This window comes from Enterobacter sp. PL_is514, from assembly GCF_055816715.1.
Map to the genome: position 1 here is coordinate 57061 of NZ_JBVPGN010000029.1, position 21216 is coordinate 78276.

General features: G+C 57.6%; 16 protein-coding genes. 9 read left to right on the forward strand and 7 right to left on the reverse strand.

The window, feature by feature from the left end:
• Positions 1–40: 40 nt before the first annotated feature.
• Entirely contained in the window at positions 41–1387 is a 1347-nt protein-coding gene (gene envZ, locus AC0TNG_RS08785) for a two-component system sensor histidine kinase EnvZ (protein ID WP_008503047.1), read from the reverse strand.
• Entirely contained in the window at positions 1384–2103 is a 720-nt protein-coding gene (gene ompR / locus AC0TNG_RS08790; protein WP_001157751.1) for an osmolarity response regulator transcription factor OmpR, read from the reverse strand. Before ompR ends, envZ begins: the two co-directional genes overlap by 4 nt.
• 228 nt (positions 2104–2331) lie before the next feature.
• Between ompR and greB the strand changes: the two genes are divergently transcribed.
• The 5 genes from greB (at position 2332) to feoC (ending at position 8334) form a co-directional block, all read left to right on the forward strand.
• Entirely contained in the window at positions 2332–2805 is a 474-nt protein-coding gene (gene greB, locus AC0TNG_RS08795) for a transcription elongation factor GreB (RefSeq protein ID WP_014885539.1), read from the forward strand.
• A gap of 86 nt (positions 2806–2891) precedes the next feature.
• Positions 2892–5222, forward strand: coding sequence for a Tex family protein (locus tag AC0TNG_RS08800; protein WP_024907909.1), 2331 nt, complete (start codon positions 2892–2894; stop codon positions 5220–5222).
• Positions 5223–5509: 287 nt separating this feature from the next.
• Entirely contained in the window at positions 5510–5737 is a 228-nt protein-coding gene (gene feoA, locus AC0TNG_RS08805; protein WP_008503050.1) for a ferrous iron transporter A, read from the forward strand.
• Positions 5738–5766: 29 nt separating this feature from the next.
• Complete coding sequence (gene feoB, locus AC0TNG_RS08810; protein WP_049123400.1) at positions 5767–8085, forward strand: Fe(2+) transporter permease subunit FeoB; 2319 nt, start codon at positions 5767–5769, stop codon at positions 8083–8085.
• Positions 8086–8097: 12 nt separating this feature from the next.
• Positions 8098–8334, forward strand: a complete 237-nt coding sequence (feoC, locus tag AC0TNG_RS08815) for a [Fe-S]-dependent transcriptional repressor FeoC (protein ID WP_024907906.1) — start codon at positions 8098–8100, stop codon at positions 8332–8334.
• Positions 8335–8367: 33 nt separating this feature from the next.
• Here the strand turns inward: feoC and AC0TNG_RS08820 are convergent, their stop codons facing one another.
• Both AC0TNG_RS08820 and bioH read right to left on the reverse strand, forming a co-directional pair.
• Positions 8368–8637 (reverse strand): YdgH/BhsA/McbA-like domain containing protein, encoded by a 270-nt coding sequence (locus AC0TNG_RS08820; RefSeq protein ID WP_024907905.1) that lies wholly within the window; start codon positions 8635–8637, stop codon positions 8368–8370.
• 111 nt (positions 8638–8748) lie between these two features.
• Positions 8749–9522: a pimeloyl-ACP methyl ester esterase BioH gene (bioH, locus tag AC0TNG_RS08825; protein ID WP_024907904.1), complete on the reverse strand. Its 774-nt coding sequence runs from the start codon at positions 9520–9522 to the stop codon at positions 8749–8751.
• Positions 9523–9558: 36 nt separating this feature from the next.
• Between bioH and gntX the strand changes: the two genes are divergently transcribed.
• The 3 genes from gntX to gntT all read left to right on the forward strand — a co-directional run bounded on the left by gntX (position 9559) and on the right by gntT (position 12512).
• Positions 9559–10242, forward strand: coding sequence for a DNA utilization protein GntX (gene gntX / locus AC0TNG_RS08830; protein WP_024907903.1), 684 nt, complete (start codon positions 9559–9561; stop codon positions 10240–10242).
• 61 nt (positions 10243–10303) lie between these two features.
• Positions 10304–10879 (forward strand): Fe-S biogenesis protein NfuA, encoded by a 576-nt coding sequence (nfuA, locus tag AC0TNG_RS08835; RefSeq protein WP_008503055.1) that lies wholly within the window; start codon positions 10304–10306, stop codon positions 10877–10879.
• A 316-nt stretch (positions 10880–11195) separates the two neighbouring features.
• Positions 11196–12512 (forward strand): gluconate transporter, encoded by a 1317-nt coding sequence (gene gntT / locus AC0TNG_RS08840; protein WP_024907902.1) that lies wholly within the window; start codon positions 11196–11198, stop codon positions 12510–12512.
• A gap of 110 nt (positions 12513–12622) precedes the next feature.
• Here gntT and malQ read toward each other — a convergent pair whose 3' ends face one another.
• Complete coding sequence (gene malQ / locus AC0TNG_RS08845; protein ID WP_473712961.1) at positions 12623–14701, reverse strand: 4-alpha-glucanotransferase; 2079 nt, start codon at positions 14699–14701, stop codon at positions 12623–12625.
• A 9-nt stretch (positions 14702–14710) separates the two neighbouring features.
• Positions 14711–17104 (reverse strand): maltodextrin phosphorylase, encoded by a 2394-nt coding sequence (gene malP, locus AC0TNG_RS08850; protein WP_024908894.1) that lies wholly within the window; start codon positions 17102–17104, stop codon positions 14711–14713.
• Positions 17105–17689: 585 nt separating this feature from the next.
• On the opposite strand from malP, the gene malT reads away from it, so the two are divergent.
• Positions 17690–20395 carry an HTH-type transcriptional regulator MalT gene (gene malT, locus AC0TNG_RS08855; RefSeq protein WP_024908893.1) on the forward strand — a complete coding sequence of 902 codons (2706 nt, stop codon included), beginning with the start codon at positions 17690–17692 and terminating at the stop codon, positions 20393–20395.
• Between the two features lie 62 nt (positions 20396–20457).
• On the opposite strand, the gene AC0TNG_RS08860 is transcribed toward malT, so the two are convergent.
• The gene (locus AC0TNG_RS08860) at positions 20458–21216 is read right to left on the reverse strand and encodes a DeoR/GlpR family transcriptional regulator (protein WP_008503060.1); all 759 of its coding nucleotides are present in this window, start codon (positions 21214–21216) and stop codon (positions 20458–20460) included.

The window sequence follows — 21216 nt, forward strand, 5'->3', positions numbered from 1 at the left end:
ACCCGACCTACAAAAAAGGGTGGCGAATGCCACCCTTTTTTTAACTCTCTTTCACCTGCCCCCGCGTGACCGGTACCGGCAACCAGGCGCGAATGCTCAACCCACCCCGCTCGCTGGTGCCAATCTCCAGCAACCCGTTATGGTTGTCCACAATACGTTGCACAATCGCCAGGCCTAAGCCTGTACCGCTGGTGCTGCGCGCGCTGTCACCGCGCACAAACGGCTGGAACAGATGCTTACGCTGCTCGGGCTTGATGCCCGGACCGTCATCTTCCACCTGGAACCAGGCGCGGTTGAGCTCAGACCCGCTGCTGACCTTAATCCAGCCGTTGCCGTAGCGCGCCGCGTTAACCACCATGTTGGCCACCGCGCGTTTAATGGAGAGCGGGTGCATACGTACCTGGATCTCGCCCGCCTGGAGGTCGGTATCGATCTCGCGCTCGTAGCCGCTTTCCGCCGCCACCACTTCACCCAGCACCGCGTTCAGATCCGCCATCTCCATCGGCATCTCCTGACCGGTGCGCAGGTAGTCGATGAACTGCTCGATGATGGCGTTACACTCTTCGATGTCCTTATTGATGGACTCGGCAAGGTAACCGTCCTCTTCCCCCATCATCTCCGTCGCCAGACGGATACGCGTTAGCGGCGTGCGCAGGTCATGGCTGACGCCCGCCATCAGCAGCGTACGGTCATCCGCCAGCTGCTTCACGCCTGCCGCCATATGGTTAAACGCGCGCGTCACCGAGCGGACTTCCGAGGCGCCATACTCGCGTAGCGGAGGAGGAATAATCCCTTTACCGACCTGCAGCGCAGCGTGCTCCAGGTCGACCAGCGGTCGGTTCTGTATACGGATAAATAGCCACGCGCCGCCTATCGCCAGCAGCATAATCGCCAGGGTGTAGCGGAACAGCGGCGAGAAGTCGCCCTGATGGATTTCGGTCAGCGGGACGCGCACCCAGATATTGGGTGACAGCCAGGTTTTCAGCCAGACGACGGGCGAGCTCTTGTTGACCTCAACGCGCACTTCCGTCGGGCCGCCCAGCTGCTGCGCCATCTGCTGGCTGAGGAATTCATAGTGCTGCGCCCAGCGCAGGCCCGCGTCTTCCGCCGCTTCATTCGAGTAGAGCGAAATGCCCAGTTCACGGTAGATTTCACGGCGAAACGCCGGGGGAACGACGAGCTGCGTGCCGTCCTCCAGCTGCAGTTTATCGGTCATCAGCATACGGACTTCGTAGGCCAGGACCTTATTAAACTGCTGGAGGCTCGGCAGGATCGCAAAGTTCAGCACCACCAGATAGGTCGTCACCAGGCTGACGAACAGCAGGGTGACGATCAGTAACAGGGTGCGGGCAAACGAGCTACGCGGCGAGAAGCGCATTCGCCTCATGCTTTAGAGCCGTCCGGGACGAACACGTAGCCCAGACCCCATACGGTCTGAATATAACGAGGATGCGCCGGATCTTCTTCCACCATGCGGCGCAGGCGGGAGATCTGCACGTCAATAGAGCGTTCCATTGCGGAGTATTCGCGACCGCGCGCCAGGTTCATCAGCTTGTCACGGGAAAGCGGTTCACGCGGGTGGCTGACCAGCGCTTTCAGGACCGCAAACTCGCCGCTGGTGAGCGGCATTGGCTCGTCTTCACGGAACATCTCGCGCGTACCGAGGTTCAGCTTGAACTTGCCGAAGGCGATGACGGCTTCTTCCTGCGACGGCGCGCCAGGCAGTTCGTTCGCCTGACGACGCAGCACGGCGCGAATACGCGCCAGCAGTTCACGCGGGTTAAACGGTTTTGGAATATAGTCGTCGGCGCCGATTTCGAGGCCCACGATACGGTCAACTTCTTCTCCCTTCGCCGTCACCATGATGATCGGCATCGGGTTGCTCTGGCTGCGCAGACGGCGGCAGATAGAAAGCCCGTCTTCGCCAGGCAGCATCAGGTCGAGAACCATCAGATGGAAAGATTCACGGGTCAGCAGACGGTCCATCTGCTCAGCGTTCGCGACGCTACGAACCTGGAAGCCCTGCTCGGTCAGATAACGTTCCAGCAGCGCACGCAGGCGCATGTCGTCATCCACGACCAGAATTTTGTAGTTCTCTTGCATTGTGTGTACTCCCAAAGGTTCGGATAGTCTTTGTAACAGCGTATTCTAAAAAAGTGCACGTATTCGACCAGTTAATTCTGGTATAAATTCTAGTCGAAATTGTTACAAAGCATATTTAACAGCAGCTTATCTGTTCATTTCATCACATAAATCATTATTAATCCTGTCTGTTACACTGTGTGGTACGTATTGTGCGCAAGACAGAAAACCGGCAGCAAAGGCTTTACCATGAAAACGCCCCTGATCACCCGCGAAGGGTATGAGAAGCTCAAAAAAGAGATGGATTACCTCTGGCGCGAAGAGCGTCCTGAAGTGACCAAAAAAGTGACCTGGGCCGCGAGCCTGGGCGATCGCAGCGAAAACGCTGACTACCAGTACAACAAAAAGCGGCTGCGCGAAATTGACCGCCGGGTTCGCTATCTGACGAAGTGCCTCGAGAATCTCAAAATTGTCGATTACTCACCGCAGCAGGAGGGCAAAGTGTTCTTCGGCGCGTGGGTGGAGATTGAAAACGACGACGGCGACACCCTGCGCTTTCGCATTGTCGGCTACGATGAAATTTTTGGTCGTAAGGATTACATCTCCATCGACTCCCCGATGGCTCGCGCGCTGTTGAAAAAGGAAGTGGGCGATCTGGCCGTCGTGCAGACCCCAGCCGGCGAAGCCAGCTGGTACGTCAATGAGATCGTCTACGTAAAATAGTCCGAGAGCGCCCTCCCCGGCTGGCATTTTGCCGTGTCAGCCCGTATAACTATCCCCTGATTTTTGACCCACAAGATGATAAAGCCATGATGAAAGATTCGCTCTGCCGCATTATTGCGGGTGATATTCAGGCCAGAGCCGAACAGGTAGAAGCTGCCGTTCGCCTGCTTGATGAAGGGAACACCGTGCCATTTATTGCGCGCTATCGTAAGGAAGTCACCGGCGGTCTGGATGACACGCAGCTGCGTAACCTGGAGACCCGTCTCGGTTATCTGCGCGAACTGGAAGAACGTCGTCAGGCGATCCTTAAGTCCATCGGCGAACAGGGCAAGCTGACCAGCGAACTGGAAAGCGCCATCAATGGCACCCTGAGCAAAACCGAACTCGAAGACCTCTATCTGCCGTACAAGCCGAAGCGCCGCACGCGCGGACAGATTGCGATTGAAGCGGGTCTTGAGCCGCTGGCCGACCTGCTGTGGAACGAACCATCCCACGATCCGGATACCGAAGCGGCGAAATTCATCGACGCCGACAAAGGCGTAGCGGATACCAAGGCCGCCCTCGACGGCGCGCGCTATATTCTGATGGAGCGCTTCGCCGAAGACGCCGCCCTGCTCGCCAAAGTGCGTGATTACCTGTGGAAGAATGCCCACATCGTCTCTACCGTCGTCGCGGGTAAAGAGGAAGAAGGCGCGAAATTCCGCGACTACTTCGATCACCACGAACCGATCTCTACCGCCCCTTCCCACCGCGCGCTGGCGATGTTTCGCGGCCGCAACGAAGGCGTGCTGCAGCTCTCCCTGAACGCCGACCCGCAGTTTGACGAGCCGCCGAAAGAGAGCCACTGCGAGCAGATCATCATCGACCATCTTGGCCTGCGCCTGAACAACGCCCCGGCGGACAGCTGGCGCAAAGGCGTGGTGAGCTGGACCTGGCGCATCAAGGTGCTGATGCACCTCGAAACCGAGCTGATGGGCACCGTGCGCGAGCGTGCCGAAGATGAAGCGATTAACGTCTTCGCCCGTAACCTGCACGACCTGCTGATGGCCGCTCCTGCTGGCCTGCGCGCCACCATGGGTCTCGATCCGGGTCTGCGCACCGGTGTAAAAGTCGCTGTGGTTGACGGCACCGGCAAGCTGGTGGCTACCGATACCATTTATCCGCACACTGGCCAGGCAGCGAAAGCGGCCGTGGTAGTGGCGGCGCTGTGCGAAAAATACAACGTCGAGCTGGTTGCCATCGGCAACGGTACGGCCTCACGTGAGACCGAGCGTTTCTACCTCGACGTGCAGAAGCAGTTCCCGAAAGTGACGGCGCAGAAAGTGATCGTCAGCGAAGCGGGGGCATCCGTCTATTCCGCATCCGAGCTGGCGGCACAGGAGTTCCCGGACCTGGACGTTTCCCTGCGCGGTGCGGTCTCTATCGCTCGCCGCCTGCAGGATCCGCTGGCGGAACTGGTGAAGATCGACCCGAAATCCATCGGCGTGGGCCAGTATCAGCACGACGTGAGCCAGACGCAGCTGGCGCGCAAGCTGGATGCTGTCGTGGAAGACTGCGTTAACGCCGTCGGCGTTGACCTGAACACCGCCTCCGTTCCGCTGCTGACCCGCGTGGCGGGCTTAACCCGCATGATGGCGCAGAACATCGTCGCCTGGCGTGACGAGAACGGCCAGTTCCAGAACCGTCAGCAGTTGCTGAAGGTCAGCCGTCTGGGGCCAAAAGCCTTTGAGCAGTGCGCGGGCTTCCTCCGCATCAACCACGGCGATAACCCGCTGGATGCCTCTACCGTTCACCCGGAAGCGTACCCTGTGGTGGAGCGTATTCTGGCCGCCACCCAGCAGGCCCTGAAAGATCTCATGGGCGACAGCAGCGCTCTGCGCAATCTGAAAGCCGTTGATTTCACCGATGACAAATTTGGTGTCCCAACCGTTACCGACATTATCAAAGAGCTGGAAAAGCCGGGCCGCGATCCGCGTCCTGAGTTCAAAACGGCGACCTTTGCTGACGGCGTGGAAACCATGAACGACCTGCTGCCCGGCATGGTGCTGGAAGGCGCGGTGACCAACGTTACCAACTTTGGCGCGTTTGTGGATATCGGCGTGCATCAGGACGGTCTGGTCCATATCTCCTCCCTTGCCGACAAGTTCGTTGAAGACCCGCACACCGTGGTCAAAGCGGGCGACATCGTGAAGGTCAAAGTGCTGGAAGTGGACCTGCAGCGCAAGCGTATCGCCCTGACCATGCGTCTGGACGAACAGCCGGGTGACACCAACGCGCGCCGTGGCGGAAACGGCGGTGGCCGCGAGCAGCAGCGTCCGGCCGCGAAAGCAGCAAAACCGCGCGGACGTGATGCCCAGCCTGCAGGCAACAGCGCGATGATGGATGCGCTGGCGGCAGCGATGGGTAAGAAACGCTAAACCCTCACCCTAACCCTCTCCCCACAGGGGAGAGGGAATAATAATAATATCGTGCCGTAATATATGAAACCGATTGCACATCCATATTTAAACCACCAATTATCACCCCGTTAACAAATCCTCTCCTTTTCGTTTTCCAGGCATTTCAGCAAATATTGAGCAAGGTCAAAAAGGCCGTAAATTAATATCGCAAACAACATTCCGTCACAGTTTTAATATTGCTGATAAAAACTATTCTCATTATCATCCCATAGTAGATAATTTAACCTTTCGTGGAATCAGGCGTTATGCAATTCACTCCAGACAGTGCATGGAAGATTACCGGTTTTACCCGCGAAATTAGCCCGGCCTATCGGCAAAAGCTGCTGTCGCTGGGCATGCTGCCCGGCTCGTCCTTTCAGGTCGTACGCGTAGCGCCGTTAGGCGATCCGGTTCATATCGAAACCCGCCGCGTGAATCTGGTGCTGCGTAAGAAAGACCTCGCGTTAATAGAAGTCGAAGCCTTATCCCGATAACAAGCCAGCGGTTTCAGTGAGTCTAAAAAATGAAAAAGTTAACTATTGGCTTAATTGGCAATCCTAATTCCGGCAAGACTACGCTTTTTAACCAGCTGACTGGAGCCCGCCAGCGCGTGGGCAACTGGGCGGGCGTGACGGTTGAGCGTAAAGAGGGCCAGTTCACGACAACGGACAATCAGGTAACGCTGGTCGACCTTCCCGGCACCTACTCCTTAACCACCATTTCGTCGCAAACCTCGCTCGATGAGCAGATTGCCTGCCACTATATTCTTGGCGGCGACGCGGACCTGCTGATCAACGTGGTCGATGCCTCCAATCTCGAGCGTAACCTTTATCTGACGCTGCAGCTGCTGGAGCTGGGGATCCCCTGCATCGTGGCGCTCAACATGCTCGACATTGCGGAGAAACAAAAGCTGCGCATCGACGTCGATGCCCTCTCCGCGCGCCTGGGGTGCCCGGTCGTTCCGCTGGTCTCGACGCGCGCTCGCGGTATTGATGCACTGAAGCTGGCCATTGACCGTCACGCGGGTAATCGCGACATTGAGCTGGTGCATTACGCGCAGCCTCTCCTGCGCGAAGCCAATTTGCTGGCGCAGGAGATGGACAACAGCATGCCTGCGAAACAGCGCCTGTGGCTTGGACTGCAGATGCTGGAAGGGGATATCTACAGCCGCGCTTACGCCGGGCATGCGGCCGATAAGCTGGACGTGACGGTGGCCCGGCTTAGCGACGAGCTGGACGACCCGGCGCTGCACATCGCCGACGCCCGTTACCAGGCCATCGCCTCGATTTGCGACGTGGTCAGTAACGCGCTGACGGCGGAACCCAGCCGCTTTACGGCGGCAGTAGATAAGGTTGTGCTTAACCGCTTCCTCGGTTTGCCGATCTTCCTGCTGGTGATGTACGTGATGTTCCTGCTCGCCATTAACATCGGTGGCGCACTGCAGCCGATTTTTGACGCCGGTTCCGTCGCGGTCTTCGTCCACGGGATCCAGTGGGTGGGTTACACCCTGCACTTCCCGGAATGGCTCACCATCTTCCTCGCGCAGGGGATCGGCGGCGGTATCAACACCGTTCTGCCGCTGGTGCCGCAGATCGGCATGATGTACCTGTTCCTCTCGTTCCTGGAAGATTCCGGCTACATGGCGCGCGCCGCGTTCGTGATGGATCGTCTGATGCAGGCGCTGGGCCTGCCGGGTAAATCCTTCGTCCCGCTGATCGTCGGCTTCGGCTGTAACGTGCCGTCGGTGATGGGCGCACGCACCCTGGATGCGCCGCGTGAACGTCTGATGACCATCATGATGGCGCCGTTTATGTCCTGCGGTGCCCGCCTGGCAATCTTTGCGGTCTTTGCCGCAGCCTTCTTTGGTCAGCAGGGCGCGCTGGCGGTCTTCTCGCTGTATGTACTGGGCATCGTGATGGCGATCCTCACCGGTCTGATGCTGAAGCACACCATCATGCGCGGTGAAGCGTCACCGTTTGTGATGGAGCTGCCGGTGTACCACGTGCCGCATCTGAAAAGCCTGGCGATCCAGACCTGGCAGCGCCTGAAAGGCTTTGTGCTGCGCGCCGGTAAAGTAATTGTCATCGTCAGCATTTTCCTGAGCGCGCTGAACAGCTTCACCCTCAGCGGGCAGGCGGCAGATAACATCAACGACTCTGCCCTCGCTTCCGTCAGCCGCGTCATCACGCCGGTCTTCAAACCGATTGGCGTGCATGAGGATAACTGGCAGGCAACCGTCGGGCTGTTCACCGGTGCGATGGCGAAAGAGGTGGTTGTCGGCACCCTGAACACGCTTTACACCGCTGAGAACATTCAGGAACAGGAATTTAATCCAGCAGAGTTTCATCTCGGTCATGAGCTGCTGGGTGCCGTAGAGGAAACCTGGCAGAGCCTGAAGGACACCTTCAGCCTGAGCGTGCTGGCGAACCCGATTGAGGCCAGCAAAGGCGACGGCGAAATGGCGACGGGTGCCATGGGCGTGATGGGCGAGAAATTTGGCAGCGCGTCCGCGGCCTACAGCTACCTTATCTTCGTTCTGCTCTATATTCCGTGCATCTCCGTGATGGGGGCGATTGCCCGCGAGTCCAGCCGCGGCTGGATGGGCTTCTCCATCCTGTGGGGGTTAAATATTGCGTACTCGCTGTCGACGCTCTTTTATCAAACCGTTAACTTCAGTCAGCATCCGCGCTACAGTCTGGTCTGCATTCTCGCGGTTGTGCTGTTTAACGTGGTAGTGCTCGGTCTGCTGCGGCGGGCACGCAGCCGCGTCGATATTGATCTGCTGGCAAACCGTAAAACCGCCGCGACCTGCTGCAACAGCCCGGCGGGCGACTGCCACTAAGGAGTACACCACATGGCATCGTTGATTCAGGTTCGTGACCTGCTGGCGCTACAGGGGCGGATGGAGGCGAAACAGTTGAGCCTCAGCCTGCATACGCCGCAGCCGATGATCGATGCCATGCTGGAAAGACTGGAAGCCATGGGGAAAGCCGTGCGGATTCAGGAAGACGCGGACGGCTGTCTCTCCGGCAGTTGTAAAAGCTGTCCGGAAGGAAAGGCCTGCCTCAGGGAGTGGTGGGCACTGCGCTAGTAAAGCCAGGCATCGCTGCCCGGCTTTATCGTATTACTTGTAGACGTCCGCCGTTGCGCGTACGTTCTTCGTGTCTTTGTTTGCACTGGTTACCACGTAGTACGTCCCACCCAGTTCATCCGCTTTCTTCGACAGCTCTCTGCGAGCATCCATCGGCGCGGTAGTATCAGACGTAGAGATCTCACCAACTTTGGTCAGATTCATGCCGGCAACTTTATCTTTTTCCAGCTCTTTTGCCGCAAAGACGCCAAATGAAAGTGACCCAATAACCAGAGAAGTGACAATACCTGTAACAAGTTTCATAACCTGACTCTCCATAGGATTGTTGTTTTGATTATCGTAAGCAGAACAACCGCAACGACATCTGGAGTATGGTTGCGGTGTGTAACTTTTTCCAGGCTGGATAGAAAATAATCAGTCGAAACGTTGACTTAACGCAATGAGCGCTGAACAAAACTCCGCCGGATGAGAGATGAACGGGGCATGTGCAGCTTTGGCAACGATCTGCGATTCGCTGTTCGGCCAAAGTGAATCCAGGAGTGGAACCACCTTGCGCGGCACAATTCCGTCGAGGTAACCGTAGATACGCAGGTGCGGCAGCGTCAGGGCGGCCAGCGGCTCGCGCAGATCAACGGTTTTCAGGAGCTCAAGACCGCCATTAAGCACCTCAACCTCCGGCATCGGCAGTGACAGCACGGTCTGCTTCAGCGTGCGGGCATCCTTACGGGCGGTTTCAGTTCCCATCGTCTGCAGGGCGAGGAAGCGCTCTACGGTCCGCTGGAAATCTTCGCTCAGCTGCTGCTGGAATCCCGCCAGTACCTCGGGTTTTATCCCCGGCCACGCGTCCTGCGCGCTAAAACAGGGCGACGACGCCACCGTCACCAGCGCTTGTACGCGGTCTGGTCGCGACAGCGCAACCTGGCTCGCCACCAGCCCGCCCAGGCTCCAGCCCAGCCAGACAGCGTTTTGCGGCGCGGCGTCCAGAACCTGCTGCGCCATCTCATCAAGCGACAACGCGCCATATCCGCGGCTGCGGCCAAAGCCGGGTAAATCTACCAGATGCAGTGTGAAATGCGAGGCGAGTTCCTCACGTATGCAATGCCATATCTCCGCATTCAGGCCCCATCCGTGCAGCAGCACAAGATGGCAATTTCCTGTCCCTACAGTCTGCCACCACAGCGTCTTCATCAGTTACTGTTCTCTTTTTTCACATGGAGGTTGCACATGCTAACAGTACCTGGGTTGTGCTGGCTATGCCGAATGCCGCTGGCGCTCAGCGGGTGGGGCGTCTGCTCCGTCTGTACGCGTTCGCTGGAATGGCGTATCGGGATCTGTCCACAATGTGGTTTACCGGCCACAAATTCCTCTTTGCCCTGCGGCCGCTGCCTGAAGAAATCCCCGCCGTGGAGCGCGCTGGTGGCCGTGGATGATTATGTTCCACCGCTGAGCAGGCTGATTCACGCGCTGAAGTTTTCCGGGCAGAGCTCGCTTGCACCGCCCCTTGCCCGCCTGCTATTGCTGGCGGTTTTGCAGGCACGGCGTCATCGCGCACTGCCGAAAATTGACAGGGTGGTGAATGTCCCCTTATACCGACATCGGCACTGGCGGCGCGGCTATAACCAGAGTGACCTGATCTGCCGTCCCCTCGCCCGGTGGCTCGGCTGTCGGTATGATGCCAGCGCGCTGACGCGTGTTCATGCCACCGCCATCCAGCATCAGCTCAGCGCGCGGCTTCGCAAAAGAAATCTCAAAAATGCCTTTCGCCTTGAATTACCGGTCGACGGTCTCCATATCGCGATTGTGGATGATGTCGTCACCACGGGCAGTACCGTTGCTGAACTTTCCCGACTGCTTTTGCGAAGCGGCGCCGCGTCGGTTCAGGTATGGTGTCTGTGCCGTACCTTGTAGCCCTTCTTCAATGGGCGTATGATTATACCCAGGTAATTTAGTCAACTATTAGGCCAAAGCTATGATCCGTATTTCCGATTCTGCACAAGCGCACTTTGCCAAACTGCTGGCAAATCAGGAAGAAGGGACGCAGATCCGCGTGTTTGTGATTAATCCAGGCACTCCGAATGCAGAATGTGGTGTTTCTTATTGTCCTCCGGACGCTGTGGAAGCCACCGACACTGCCCTTAAATTTGAACAGCTCACCGCCTATGTTGATGAGCTGAGCGCACCGTATCTTGAAGATGCGGAGATCGACTTCGTCACCGATCAGCTGGGTTCTCAGCTGACCCTGAAAGCGCCGAACGCGAAAATGCGTAAAGTGTCTGACGATGCCCCGCTGATGGAGCGCGTCGAGTATCTGCTGCAATCCCAGATCAACCCACAGCTGGCGGGCCACGGCGGCCGTGTTTCCCTGATGGAAATCACCGACGAAGGTTTTGCCATTCTGCAGTTTGGCGGCGGTTGTAACGGTTGTTCAATGGTCGATGTCACCCTGAAAGAAGGGATCGAGAAGCAGCTGCTGAACGAGTTCCCGGAACTGAAAGGCGTGCGTGACCTGACCGAACACCAGCGCGGCGAGCACTCCTACTACTGATTCAGTGCCCGTCTGTATTGCCCGGTGGCGCTGCGCTTACCGGGCCTACAAAACCCTGCCCCCCCTCTTCGTTCCCCTCTATATGTTGACCTGCGTCTCATAATTCACATTTTGCCTGCCAGGGTGATTCTCAATCACGTCATGTTACCCGTATCATTCTCATGGGCACTAAGCACACTCATAACAGCCGACTAAACTTAATGGTTTCCAAGGCATCAGTATTAGTGCCGTTACTTCTCTGTTCCCAGTTGGGACAATCGGAATGTGTCGTTGAAACAATGACGTTACCCATAACAATTCAAAGGCCAGGTAAATCATGCCATTAGTCATCGTTGCTATCGGTGTTGTGTTATTACTGCTCTTGATGATCCGTTTCAAAATGAACGGATTTATCGCTCTGGTTCTGGTGGCACTTGCAGTCGGTCTGATGCAGGGTATGCCGCTGGTTAAAGTTATCAGTTCCATCAAAGCCGGTGTCGGCGGCACGCTCGGCAGCCTGGCGTTGATCATGGGCTTCGGCGCTATGCTCGGTAAAATGCTGGCGGACTGTGGTGGCGCCCAGCGTATTGCTACCACGCTTATCGACAAATTTGGTAAGAAGAATATTCAGTGGGCAGTGGTGTTAACCGGTTTTACCGTCGGTTTCGCGCTGTTCTACGAAGTGGGCTTCGTGCTGATGCTGCCGCTGGTGTTCACCATCGCGGCTGCCGCGAGCATCCCGCTGCTGTATGTTGGCGTGCCGATGGCTGCGGCGCTGTCCGTGACCCACGGCTTCCTGCCGCCGCACCCGGGTCCAACCGCTATCGCGACCATCTTCCACGCGGATATGGGTAAAACCCTGCTGTTCGGTACGATTCTGGCGATCCCGACGGTGATTCTGGCAGGCCCGGTTTATGCCCGCTTCCTGAAGGGCATTGATAAGCCAATCCCGGAAGGTCTGTACAGCGCCAAAACCTTCACCGAAGAAGAGATGCCTGGTTTTGGCGTCAGCGTCTGGACCTCTCTGGTACCGGTGATCCTGATGGCAATGCGTGCCGTGGCAGAGATGATCCTGCCGAAAGGTCATGCGTTCCTGTCCGTTGCGGAATTCCTGGGTGACCCGGTGATGGCAACGCTGATTGCCGTGCTGATCGCGATGTTCACCTTCGGTCTTAATCGCGGCCGTTCAATGGATCAGATCAACGACACGCTGACCTCGTCCATCAAAATCATTGCCATGATGCTCCTGATCATCGGCGGTGGCGGTGCATTCAAGCAGGTTCTGGTCGACAGCGGCGTGGACAAATACATCGCGGCCATGATGCATGAAACCAACGTGTCGCCGCTCCTGATGGCCTGGTCTATCGCTGCCGTGCTGCGTATTGCCCTGGGTTCTGCGACCGTTGCGGCGATTACCGCAGGCGGTATCGTTGCTCCGCTGATTGCCACCACGGGCGTGAGCCCTGAGCTGATGGTTATCGCCGTCGGTTCCGGTAGCGTGATTTTCTCTCACGTTAACGACCCGGGCTTCTGGCTGTTCAAGGAGTACTTCAACCTGACGATCGGTGAAACCATCAAGTCCTGGTCCGCGCTGGAAACCATTATTTCGGTGTGCGGTCTGGTCGGGGTGCTGCTGCTCAATATGGTGGTCTGATGCCATAAGTCGGGTGGCGGCTTCGCCTTACCCGACCTACTCGATACATGTAGGCCCGGTAAGCGCAGCGCCACCGGGCAATAAAAAACCCGCCACTGGCGGGTTTTTTATCACTTCTTACCGGCTGCTTTTCGCCGCTTATCCAAATCCTTGATCAGCCTGTTCACCCCGTCATTGGCAAACATCGCCTCAAGCGTGGTGGACAGCTTACGACGCCAGTTCTTGTACTGATAGCTGGTGCCCGGAATGTTCACCGGCTCCGCCATATCAATCCAGTCTTCCGGCTGCAGGCCCAGCAGGGCGCTATTGCTGTCGGCAATATAGCGCTGCAAACCGCGGTTGAGTGTCGCAGTCATCGCCATCAGCGACGCTTTATGCCCGGCGCGCTTCGGCAGACAGCCATGCTTATGCAGCGCATCCAGCAGCCCCTGTTTGGAGAGCTCGCGATCCTGATAAAGACCGCGTAACACCTCTTCGTCAGGATACAGGCCCAGCGTTTTGCCAAGGGTCAGATCGCCGCTTTCCCAATAGCCACGAAGCGTAGGAAGGTCATGCGTCGTCGCGACTGCCATTGACTGTTCAGGGTACGCTTGCGGCGCGCGGAAGGTTTTCTCATGGTCGTTTTCAAAATAGAGCACTTTATAGGAGTAGACGCCGCTGTCGCGGAGCTTGCTGACAATTTCCACCGGCACGGTACCGAGATCTTCACCGATCACCATGCACTGGTGACGCTTGCTTTCCAGCGCCAGGATCGACAGCAGATCGTCAACCGGGTACTGCACGTACGCCCCGTGATCCGCCGTTTCACCGTACGGGATCCACCACAGGCGCAGCACGGACATCACGTGGTCGATACGCAACGCGCCGCAGTTCTGCATGTTCGCGCGCAGCAGGTCGATGAACGGCTCGTAGGCGCGCGCCGCCATGACGTGCGGATCCATCGGCGGTAATCCCCAGTTCTGGCCCAGCGGGCCCAGGATATCCGGTGGTGCCCCCACGGAGGCCTTCAGGCAGTACAGCTCACGGTCGCACCAGGTTTCCGCGCCGCCTTCCGCCACGCCCACGGCCAGGTCACGGTACAGACCAATCGGCATTTTATAGCCCTGGCTCACCTGCCAGCAGGCGGCAAACTGGCTGTACGCCAGCCACTGCAGCCACAGGTAGAAGTCCACTTCATCGGCATATTTTTTACAGAACGCTTTCACGTCCGGCGTGTCGACGGATTGATACGCTTCAGGCCAGACCGGCCAGCCCCAGTGCATTTCGTCCTCTTTCACCTGATACGCGTGCAGCGCATCAAACGCCGCCTGCCAGTACAGGCTCTCGCCCTCCTGCGTCACAAACTGACGGAACGCGGCCATCTGCTCGTCGTCACGCTGCGAAAAGCCTTTCCACGCCAGGCGCAGCGCGGCCATTTTCAGCGCCGTGACGGTGGAATAGTCCACCCAGTCTGCGTCGCGCGCCTGCTTCAGTGCCTGCTGCGTGGTGCTAAGTTTCCACCACGCCTGCGCCTCTTTGCTGTTTTTGAAGTCATCTAAGGCGTTAACGTCGATATAAATCACGTTCAGCCAGCGACGGGACGACGGGCTATACGGGCTGGCGCTCTCCGGGTTGGCGGGATAAAGCGCGTGGATCGGGTTGAGGCCGATAAACGCGCCGCCGCGCTCGCCCACGGATGCCAGCATGTTCTTCAGATCGCCAAAATCACCGATGCCCCAGTTGCTGTCGGAACGCAGGGTGTAGAGCTGCACGCAGGCGCCCCACAGCTTTTTGCCTTCAAGCAGCGCCTGCGGCTCGTAGCAGCGTTTTGGCGCGACGATCACCCGGCAGTGGAAACGCCGATCGTCCTGGGTGAGCGTGAGGGTGTGATAGCCCTCCGGCAGCTTCGCCGGAAGGTTTAACGTTTTGCCGCCGGTGGCGTGACCTTTGTGCTGATGCCCCTCTTCGGTGGTCAGCAGCCAGCTAAACTCGCCGCGCCCCTCCACCGCCAGCGGCATCTTTTTGCCTGCGGTGAATACCTTCACGTTCGGCACCGGCGCACCCGACGCTTTCGCGTCGGTTTTGTGCATAGCGTCCAGCAAACGTCTTTTGGTGTCGGCGCCAATAGACTGCGGTTTGCCGTGAGCATTAATGTAACTGAGGCTGATCCCCGCCGCCTGCGCGGCGCTGTCCAGACGTTTACTCTCCATCGCGCTTCCTTAGCGTTTTGCCTGCCAGATACGGGCCTGATAATCACGGATTGAACGGTCAGAGCTGAACATACCGCAGCGGGCGGTGTTCAGGATGCACGCCCGGGTCCACGCCTCCTGATCGCGATAGAGCACGTCGACCTGCTTTTGCGCTTCGACATAGGCCGTGAAGTCCGCCATCACCAGATACGGGTCACCGCCGTGTTTGTCCATGCTGTGCAGCATCTGGTCAAACGCGTGCTTGTCGCCGTCGCTGTATTTACCGCTTTCCAGCTCCTTCAGCACCGCATCAAGCACTTTGTCTTTCTTACGCCATTTCACCGGGTCATAGCCTTTGGCCTTGATGGCTTTCACCTCTTCCACGGTATGGCCGAAGATAAAGATATTCTCTTCCCCCACCTTCTCGGCGATTTCGACGTTGGCCCCGTCGAGCGTACCGACGGTAAGCGCGCCGTTCAGCGCCAGCTTCATGTTGCCGGTACCGGACGCTTCTTTCCCTGCGGTAGAGATCTGCTCGGAGATATCCGCCGCCGGGATCAGCATTTCAGCCGCCGAGACGCAGTAATCCGGCAGGAACACCACCTTCAGCTTGTCGCCCACTTTCGGATCGCTGTTGATCGCCGCCGCCACTTTATTGATGGCGAGGATGATGTTTTTCGCCAGGTAGTAGCCCGGCGCCGCTTTCGCACCGAACAGGAACACGCGCGGCACGCGGTCGGCCTGCGGGTTCTCGCGGATCTCTTTGTATAGCGCCAGAATGTGCAGCAGGTTCAGGTGCTGGCGTTTGTACTCGTGCAGACGTTTGATCTGGATATCGAAAATCGCATTCGGGTTGATCTCAATCCCGGTACGCATTTTCACGAACTCCGCCAGGCGAACCTTGTTCTCCAGCTTGATCGCACGGTACTGCTCGCGGAATTTCGCGTCGTCGGCCTGTTTTTCCAGGTTGATGAGCTGGTCCAGATCGTTGGCCCACTCTTTCTTCAGGGTCTTGTCCAGCAGGCCGGCCAGCAGCGGGTTGCACTGCTTGATCCAGCGACGCGGCGTGATGCCGTTGGTCACGTTGTGGAATTTGGTTGGCCACAGCTGGTGGTATTCAGGGAACAGATCTTTCACCACCAGATCCGAGTGTAGCGCCGCCACGCCGTTCACCGCAAAGCCGCTGACTACGCACATGTTTGCCATGCGCACCTGCTTATCGTGAACCACCGCCAGCTTCGCCCAGACCGCTTTGTTGCCCGGCCAGGTTTTATCCACGAGCTTTTTAAACTGGTCGTTAATCTTGTTGATGATCTGCATGTGGCGCGGCAGCAGCGCTTTCACCAGCTTCTCATCCCAGCACTCGAGCGCTTCCGGCATTAGGGTGTGGTTCGTGTAGGCAAAGGTACGGCTGGTGATGGCCCAGGCGTCATCCCAGCTCAGCTGATGCTCGTCGATCAGCACGCGCAGCAGTTCCGGGATCGCAATCGTCGGGTGCGTGTCGTTGAGCTGAATCACTTCGAAGTCCGGCAGCTGCGCCAGCTTGCGGCCCGCCAGGTGATGGCGACGCAGAATATCCGCCACGGAGCAGGCGCACTGGAAGTACTGCTGCATCAGGCGCAGCTTTTTACCGGCCAGGTGGTTGTCGTTCGGATAGAGGACTTTGGTCAGCTTCTCGGCGTCGATGCCCTGCTGCTCGGCCCGCAGGAAATCGCCGTCGTTGAATTTAGTCAGGTTAAACGGGTGAGCGTGTTTCGCCTGCCACAGACGCAGCGGCTGCGCCACGCCGTTACGGTAGCCAAGCACCGGCAGATCCCAGGCTTCGCCGGTGATGGTGAACGCCGGTTCCCAGAGACCTTGTTTCGTCACTTTCCCGCCAATGCCAACCTGCACGTCAAGCTGCGCGTTATGGCGGAACCACGGATAGGTATTGCGATGCCAGTCGTCCGGCGCTTCCATCTGGTGGCCGTCAGCAAACGACTGACGGAACAGGCCGTACTGGTAGTTCAGACCGTAGCCAATCGCCGACTGGCCGACGGTCGCCATGGAGTCAAGGAAGCAGGCCGCCAGGCGTCCCAGGCCGCCGTTGCCCAGCGCCGGGTCAATCTCTTCTTCCAGCAGGTCGGTCAGGTTAATGTCGTGTTCTTTAAGGACGTCACCGACCTCCTGATACCAGCCGAGGTTCAACAGGTTGTTGCCCGTCAGACGGCCAATCAGGAATTCCATTGAAATGTAGTTTACATGGCGCTGGCCTTTTACCGGTTTTGCCAGGGGTTGAGCATCCAGCTGCTCTGCGAGCGCACCGCTCACTGCCTGCCACCACTGGTGAGGCGTCATTTCGTTTGCAGCATGAAGGCCAAAACGCTGCCACTGACGCGTCAGGGCAGCCTGGAATTGAGCTTTGTTGAAGGTAGGCTGTGACATAGGGGATCGGCATCCTTTAGAAAGAAAACACAAGTTGGCGCTAGTGTGCCTGGCTCATTTCCCCTCTTCCTCCTCCCGTGGGGGATTAGACAGGGAGGAGTAGCGGGGATGAGCAGAAAAGTGTGATCGAGGCCACTCTCAGAGCATAGTTCGAGTGTGCCCGGAAGATAAAAAAGTAACCGAGTATAATGTCAAAGAAATGAAATGCAGTTTCGGGTGAAATCAAACCCCACCGAAATAATTACTTACGTAGAATAATATTTCTGCAATCGGGTAATCGCTAAGGAGATTATTAATCTCCCTTAACTTTACCAGCAGTATATTAAATTTGACGTCACTATCCCTTTCTGAAACCAGTTTCAGCGCAGCGGTAACCAGTACAGACAAGCCAGCAGTGACGCGGCGTCAAAGACCTTTCCAGAAAGTTCCATCTTCTTCCTGAATGTTTTGTGACAGAGTGCAAATTCACAGCCACCAAATCCAGACATAACTTGCAATAGTTAACTTATTGGCCGACCTTATATCCATTAATTACGAAGCGCAAAAAAAATAAAATCTCTCGTTCCCCACAGTGAAGTGAAACCTATGTTGATTCCGTCTAAATTAAGTCGCCCGGTTCGCCTTGACCATACAGTGGTCCGCGAACGTCTGTTGGCTAAACTTTCCGGCGCGCATAATTTCCGACTGGCGCTGGTTACGAGCCCTGCAGGTTATGGAAAAACAACGCTCATTTCGCAATGGGCCGCAGGTAAGAGCGATCTTGGCTGGTACTCCCTCGATGAGGGCGATAACCAGCAAGAGCGTTTTGCCAGCTATCTGATTGCTGCCATACAGCAAGCCACCCATGGACACTGCGTCGCCAGTGAGATGATGGTGCAAAAGCGCCAGTATGCCAGCTTGTCTTCCCTTTTCTCTCAGCTGTTTATCGAACTGGCCGAATGGCATCGCCCGCTTTACGTGGTGATTGATGATTATCATCTCATCACTAACCCGGTGATTCATGAATCGATGCGTTTCTTCCTGCGCCATCAGCCGGAAAACCTGACTTTAGTCGTGCTGTCACGCAACCTGCCGCAGCTGGGTATTGCCAACCTGCGCGTGCGCGATCAGCTTCTGGAAGTGGGCAGCCAGCAGTTGGCCTTTACCCACCAGGAAGCTAAACAGTTCTTTGACTGCCGCCTGACCTCACCGATTGAGGCCGCCGAAAGCAGCCGTCTGTGTGATGACGTTGCGGGCTGGGCCACGGCGCTGCAGCTTATCGCCCTCTCTGCCCGGCAAAACAACAGTCCGGCGCATCAGTCTGCGCGGCGTCTGGCGGGCATCAACGCCAGCCACCTTTCTGACTACCTGGTGGATGAGGTGCTGGACAGCGTCGATCCCTCGACGCGTAATTTCCTGCTGAAAAGCTCTCTGCTGCGTTCCATGAATGATGCGCTCATCGTGCGGGTGACGGGCTGTGAAAACGGTCAGCTGCAGCTCGAAGAGATTGAACGTCAGGGCCTTTTCCTGACGCGCATGGACGATCCGGGCGAGTGGTTTAGCTATCACCCGCTGTTTGGTAGCTTCCTGCGCCAGCGCTGTCAGTGGGAAATGGCGGTTGAACTCCCGGAGATTCACCGTGCCGCCGCTGAAGGCTGGATGGCACAAGGCTTCCCGAGCGAGGCCATCCACCACGCGCTGGCCGCCGGTGATGCCAGCATGCTGCGCGATATCCTCCTCAACCATGCATGGGGCCTGTTTAACCACAGCGAACTGACGCTGCTGGAAGAGTCCCTCAAAGCCCTGCCGTGGGAAAGCCTGCTGGAGAACCCGCGTCTGGTGCTGCTGCAGGCCTGGCTGATGCAGAGCCAGCATCGTTACAGCGAAGTGAACACCCTGCTGGCGCGCGCCGAGCAGGAGATGGAAAGCGAAATGGATACCACCCTGCACGGCGAGTTCAACGCGCTGCGCGCTCAGGTGGCCATTAACGACGGCGACCCGGACGAAGCTGAACGGCTGGCGATGGTCGCGCTGGATGAACTGCCGCTGGCTAACTTCTACAGCCGCATCGTGGCGACCTCGGTGCACGGCGAAGTGCTGCACTGCAAAGGCGATCTCACGCGTTCGCTTTCACTGATGCAGCAAACCGAGCAGATGGCGCGTCGTCATGATGTCTGGCACTACGCGCTGTGGAGCCTGATCCAACAGAGTGAGATTTTATTCGCGCAGGGGTTCCTGCAGGCCGCCTGGGAAAACCAGGAAAAAGCGTTCCAGCTGATTCGTGAACAGCATCTGGAACAGCTGCCGATGCACGAGTTCCTGTTGCGTATTCGCGCTCAGCTGCTGTGGGCATGGTCGCGTCTGGATGAAGCAGAAAGCTGCGCCCGTCAGGGTGTAGACGTGCTCTCCAGCTTCCAGCCGCAGCAGCAGCTGCAGTGCCTGGCGCTGCTGGTGCAGTGCTCGCTGGCGCGCGGCGATCTCGATAACGCCCGCAACCATCTGAACCGCCTGGAGAACCTGCTCGGCAACGGCCAGTATCATAGCGACTGGGTATCGAACGCCGATAAGGTTCGGGTGATTTACTGGCAGATGACCGGCGACAAAAAATCCGCCGCCAACTGGCTGCGCCAGACGCCAAAACCGGAATTTGCCAACAACCACTTTCTGCAGAGCCAGTGGCGCAACATCGCCCGCGCGCAGATCCTGCTCGGTGATTTAGAGCCCGCAGAGATTGTCCTGGAGGAGCTGAACGAGAACGCGCGCAGCCTGCGCCTGATGAGCGACCTGAACCGCAACCTGCTGCTGCAGAACCAGCTCTACTGGCAGGCGGGTCGTAAAAATGATGCCCAGCGCGTGCTGCTGGAGGCGTTGCAGCTGGCTAACCGCACCGGGTTTATCAGCCACTTTGTGATTGAAGGTGAAGTGATGGCGCAGCAGCTGCGTCAGCTTATTCAGCTCAACACGCTGCCGGAGCTGGATCAGCATCGCGCCCAGCGTATTCTGCGCGAGATTAACCAGCATCATCGGCACAAGTTCGCGCACTTCGATGAGAACTTCGTTGAACGTCTGCTGAACCACCCGGAAGTGCCGGAGCTTATCCGCACCAGCCCGCTCACCCAGCGCGAATGGCAGGTTCTGGGGCTGATCTATTCAGGCTACAGCAACGAACAGATTGCCGGTGAGCTGGCGGTGGCGGCGACCACCATCAAAACGCATATCCGCAACCTGTACCAGAAGCTGGGCGTGGCGCATCGTCAGGATGCGGTGCAGCATGCACAGCAGCTGTTGAAGATGATGGGGTACGGAGTTTAGGTTTTGTGCGGCCTGATGCCCTAACCTCGACCCTCTCCCACAGGGAGAGGGAGAACGGCTTTTCAACACAACTCTAACTGCAAATTATTATCTTTAATCACCTGCATCACGCCCGCCGGCGGCATCACGTCGGTGTAGACCGCATCCACCATGCTGATGCTGCCCATGTTCACCATCGCGTTACGGCCAAACTTCGAATGGTCTACCACCAGCATCACGTGGCGCGAGTTTTCAATGATCGCGCGCTTGGTGCGCACCTCGTGGTAATCAAACTCCAGCAGCGAGCCGTCGCTGTCGATGCCGCTGATCCCCAGAATGCCGAAGTCGAGGCGGAACTGAGAGATAAAATCGAGGGTCGCTTCGCCGATAATCCCGCCGTCGCGGCTGCGCAGTTCGCCGCCCGCGAGGATGATGCGGAAATCGTCTTTCTGCATCAGGGTGTTGGCCACGTTCAGGTTGTTGGTGACCACGCGCAGGTTCTCGTGATCCAGCAGCGCATGGGCGACCGCTTCCGGCGTGGTGCCGATATCAATAAACAGCGTTGCCCCGTTCGGGATCTGGCTGGCGACCTTGCGGGCAATACGCTCTTTCTCCGCCGTCTGCGTGGCTTTACGGTCGTGCCAGGAGGTGTTAACCGAGCTGGACGGCAGCGCCGCGCCGCCGTGGTGGCGAAGAATACGGTTCTGATCGGCCAGGTCGTTCAGGTCACGACGGATGGTTTGTGGGCTGACGGCAAACTGCTCCACCAGCTCTTCGGTGCTGACGTATCCCTGTTTTTTTACCAGTTCGATAATGGCGTCATGACGTTGTGTTTGTTTCAT

Coding starts and splice junctions, on each gene's coding strand:
- envZ (WP_008503047.1), bottom strand. CDS start 1,387: ATGAGGCGAATGCGCTTCTCGCCGCGTAGCTCGTTTGCCCGCACCCTG.
- ompR (WP_001157751.1), bottom strand. CDS start 2,103: ATGCAAGAGAACTACAAAATTCTGGTCGTGGATGACGACATGCGCCTG.
- greB (WP_014885539.1), top strand. CDS start 2,332: ATGAAAACGCCCCTGATCACCCGCGAAGGGTATGAGAAGCTCAAAAAA.
- AC0TNG_RS08800 (WP_024907909.1), top strand. CDS start 2,892: ATGATGAAAGATTCGCTCTGCCGCATTATTGCGGGTGATATTCAGGCC.
- feoA (WP_008503050.1), top strand. CDS start 5,510: ATGCAATTCACTCCAGACAGTGCATGGAAGATTACCGGTTTTACCCGC.
- feoB (WP_049123400.1), top strand. CDS start 5,767: ATGAAAAAGTTAACTATTGGCTTAATTGGCAATCCTAATTCCGGCAAG.
- feoC (WP_024907906.1), top strand. CDS start 8,098: ATGGCATCGTTGATTCAGGTTCGTGACCTGCTGGCGCTACAGGGGCGG.
- AC0TNG_RS08820 (WP_024907905.1), bottom strand. CDS start 8,637: ATGAAACTTGTTACAGGTATTGTCACTTCTCTGGTTATTGGGTCACTT.
- bioH (WP_024907904.1), bottom strand. CDS start 9,522: ATGAAGACGCTGTGGTGGCAGACTGTAGGGACAGGAAATTGCCATCTT.
- gntX (WP_024907903.1), top strand. CDS start 9,559: ATGCTAACAGTACCTGGGTTGTGCTGGCTATGCCGAATGCCGCTGGCG.
- nfuA (WP_008503055.1), top strand. CDS start 10,304: ATGATCCGTATTTCCGATTCTGCACAAGCGCACTTTGCCAAACTGCTG.
- gntT (WP_024907902.1), top strand. CDS start 11,196: ATGCCATTAGTCATCGTTGCTATCGGTGTTGTGTTATTACTGCTCTTG.
- malQ (WP_473712961.1), bottom strand. CDS start 14,701: ATGGAGAGTAAACGTCTGGACAGCGCCGCGCAGGCGGCGGGGATCAGC.
- malP (WP_024908894.1), bottom strand. CDS start 17,104: ATGTCACAGCCTACCTTCAACAAAGCTCAATTCCAGGCTGCCCTGACG.
- malT (WP_024908893.1), top strand. CDS start 17,690: ATGTTGATTCCGTCTAAATTAAGTCGCCCGGTTCGCCTTGACCATACA.
- AC0TNG_RS08860 (WP_008503060.1), bottom strand. CDS start 21,216: ATGAAACAAACACAACGTCATGACGCCATTATCGAACTGGTAAAAAAA.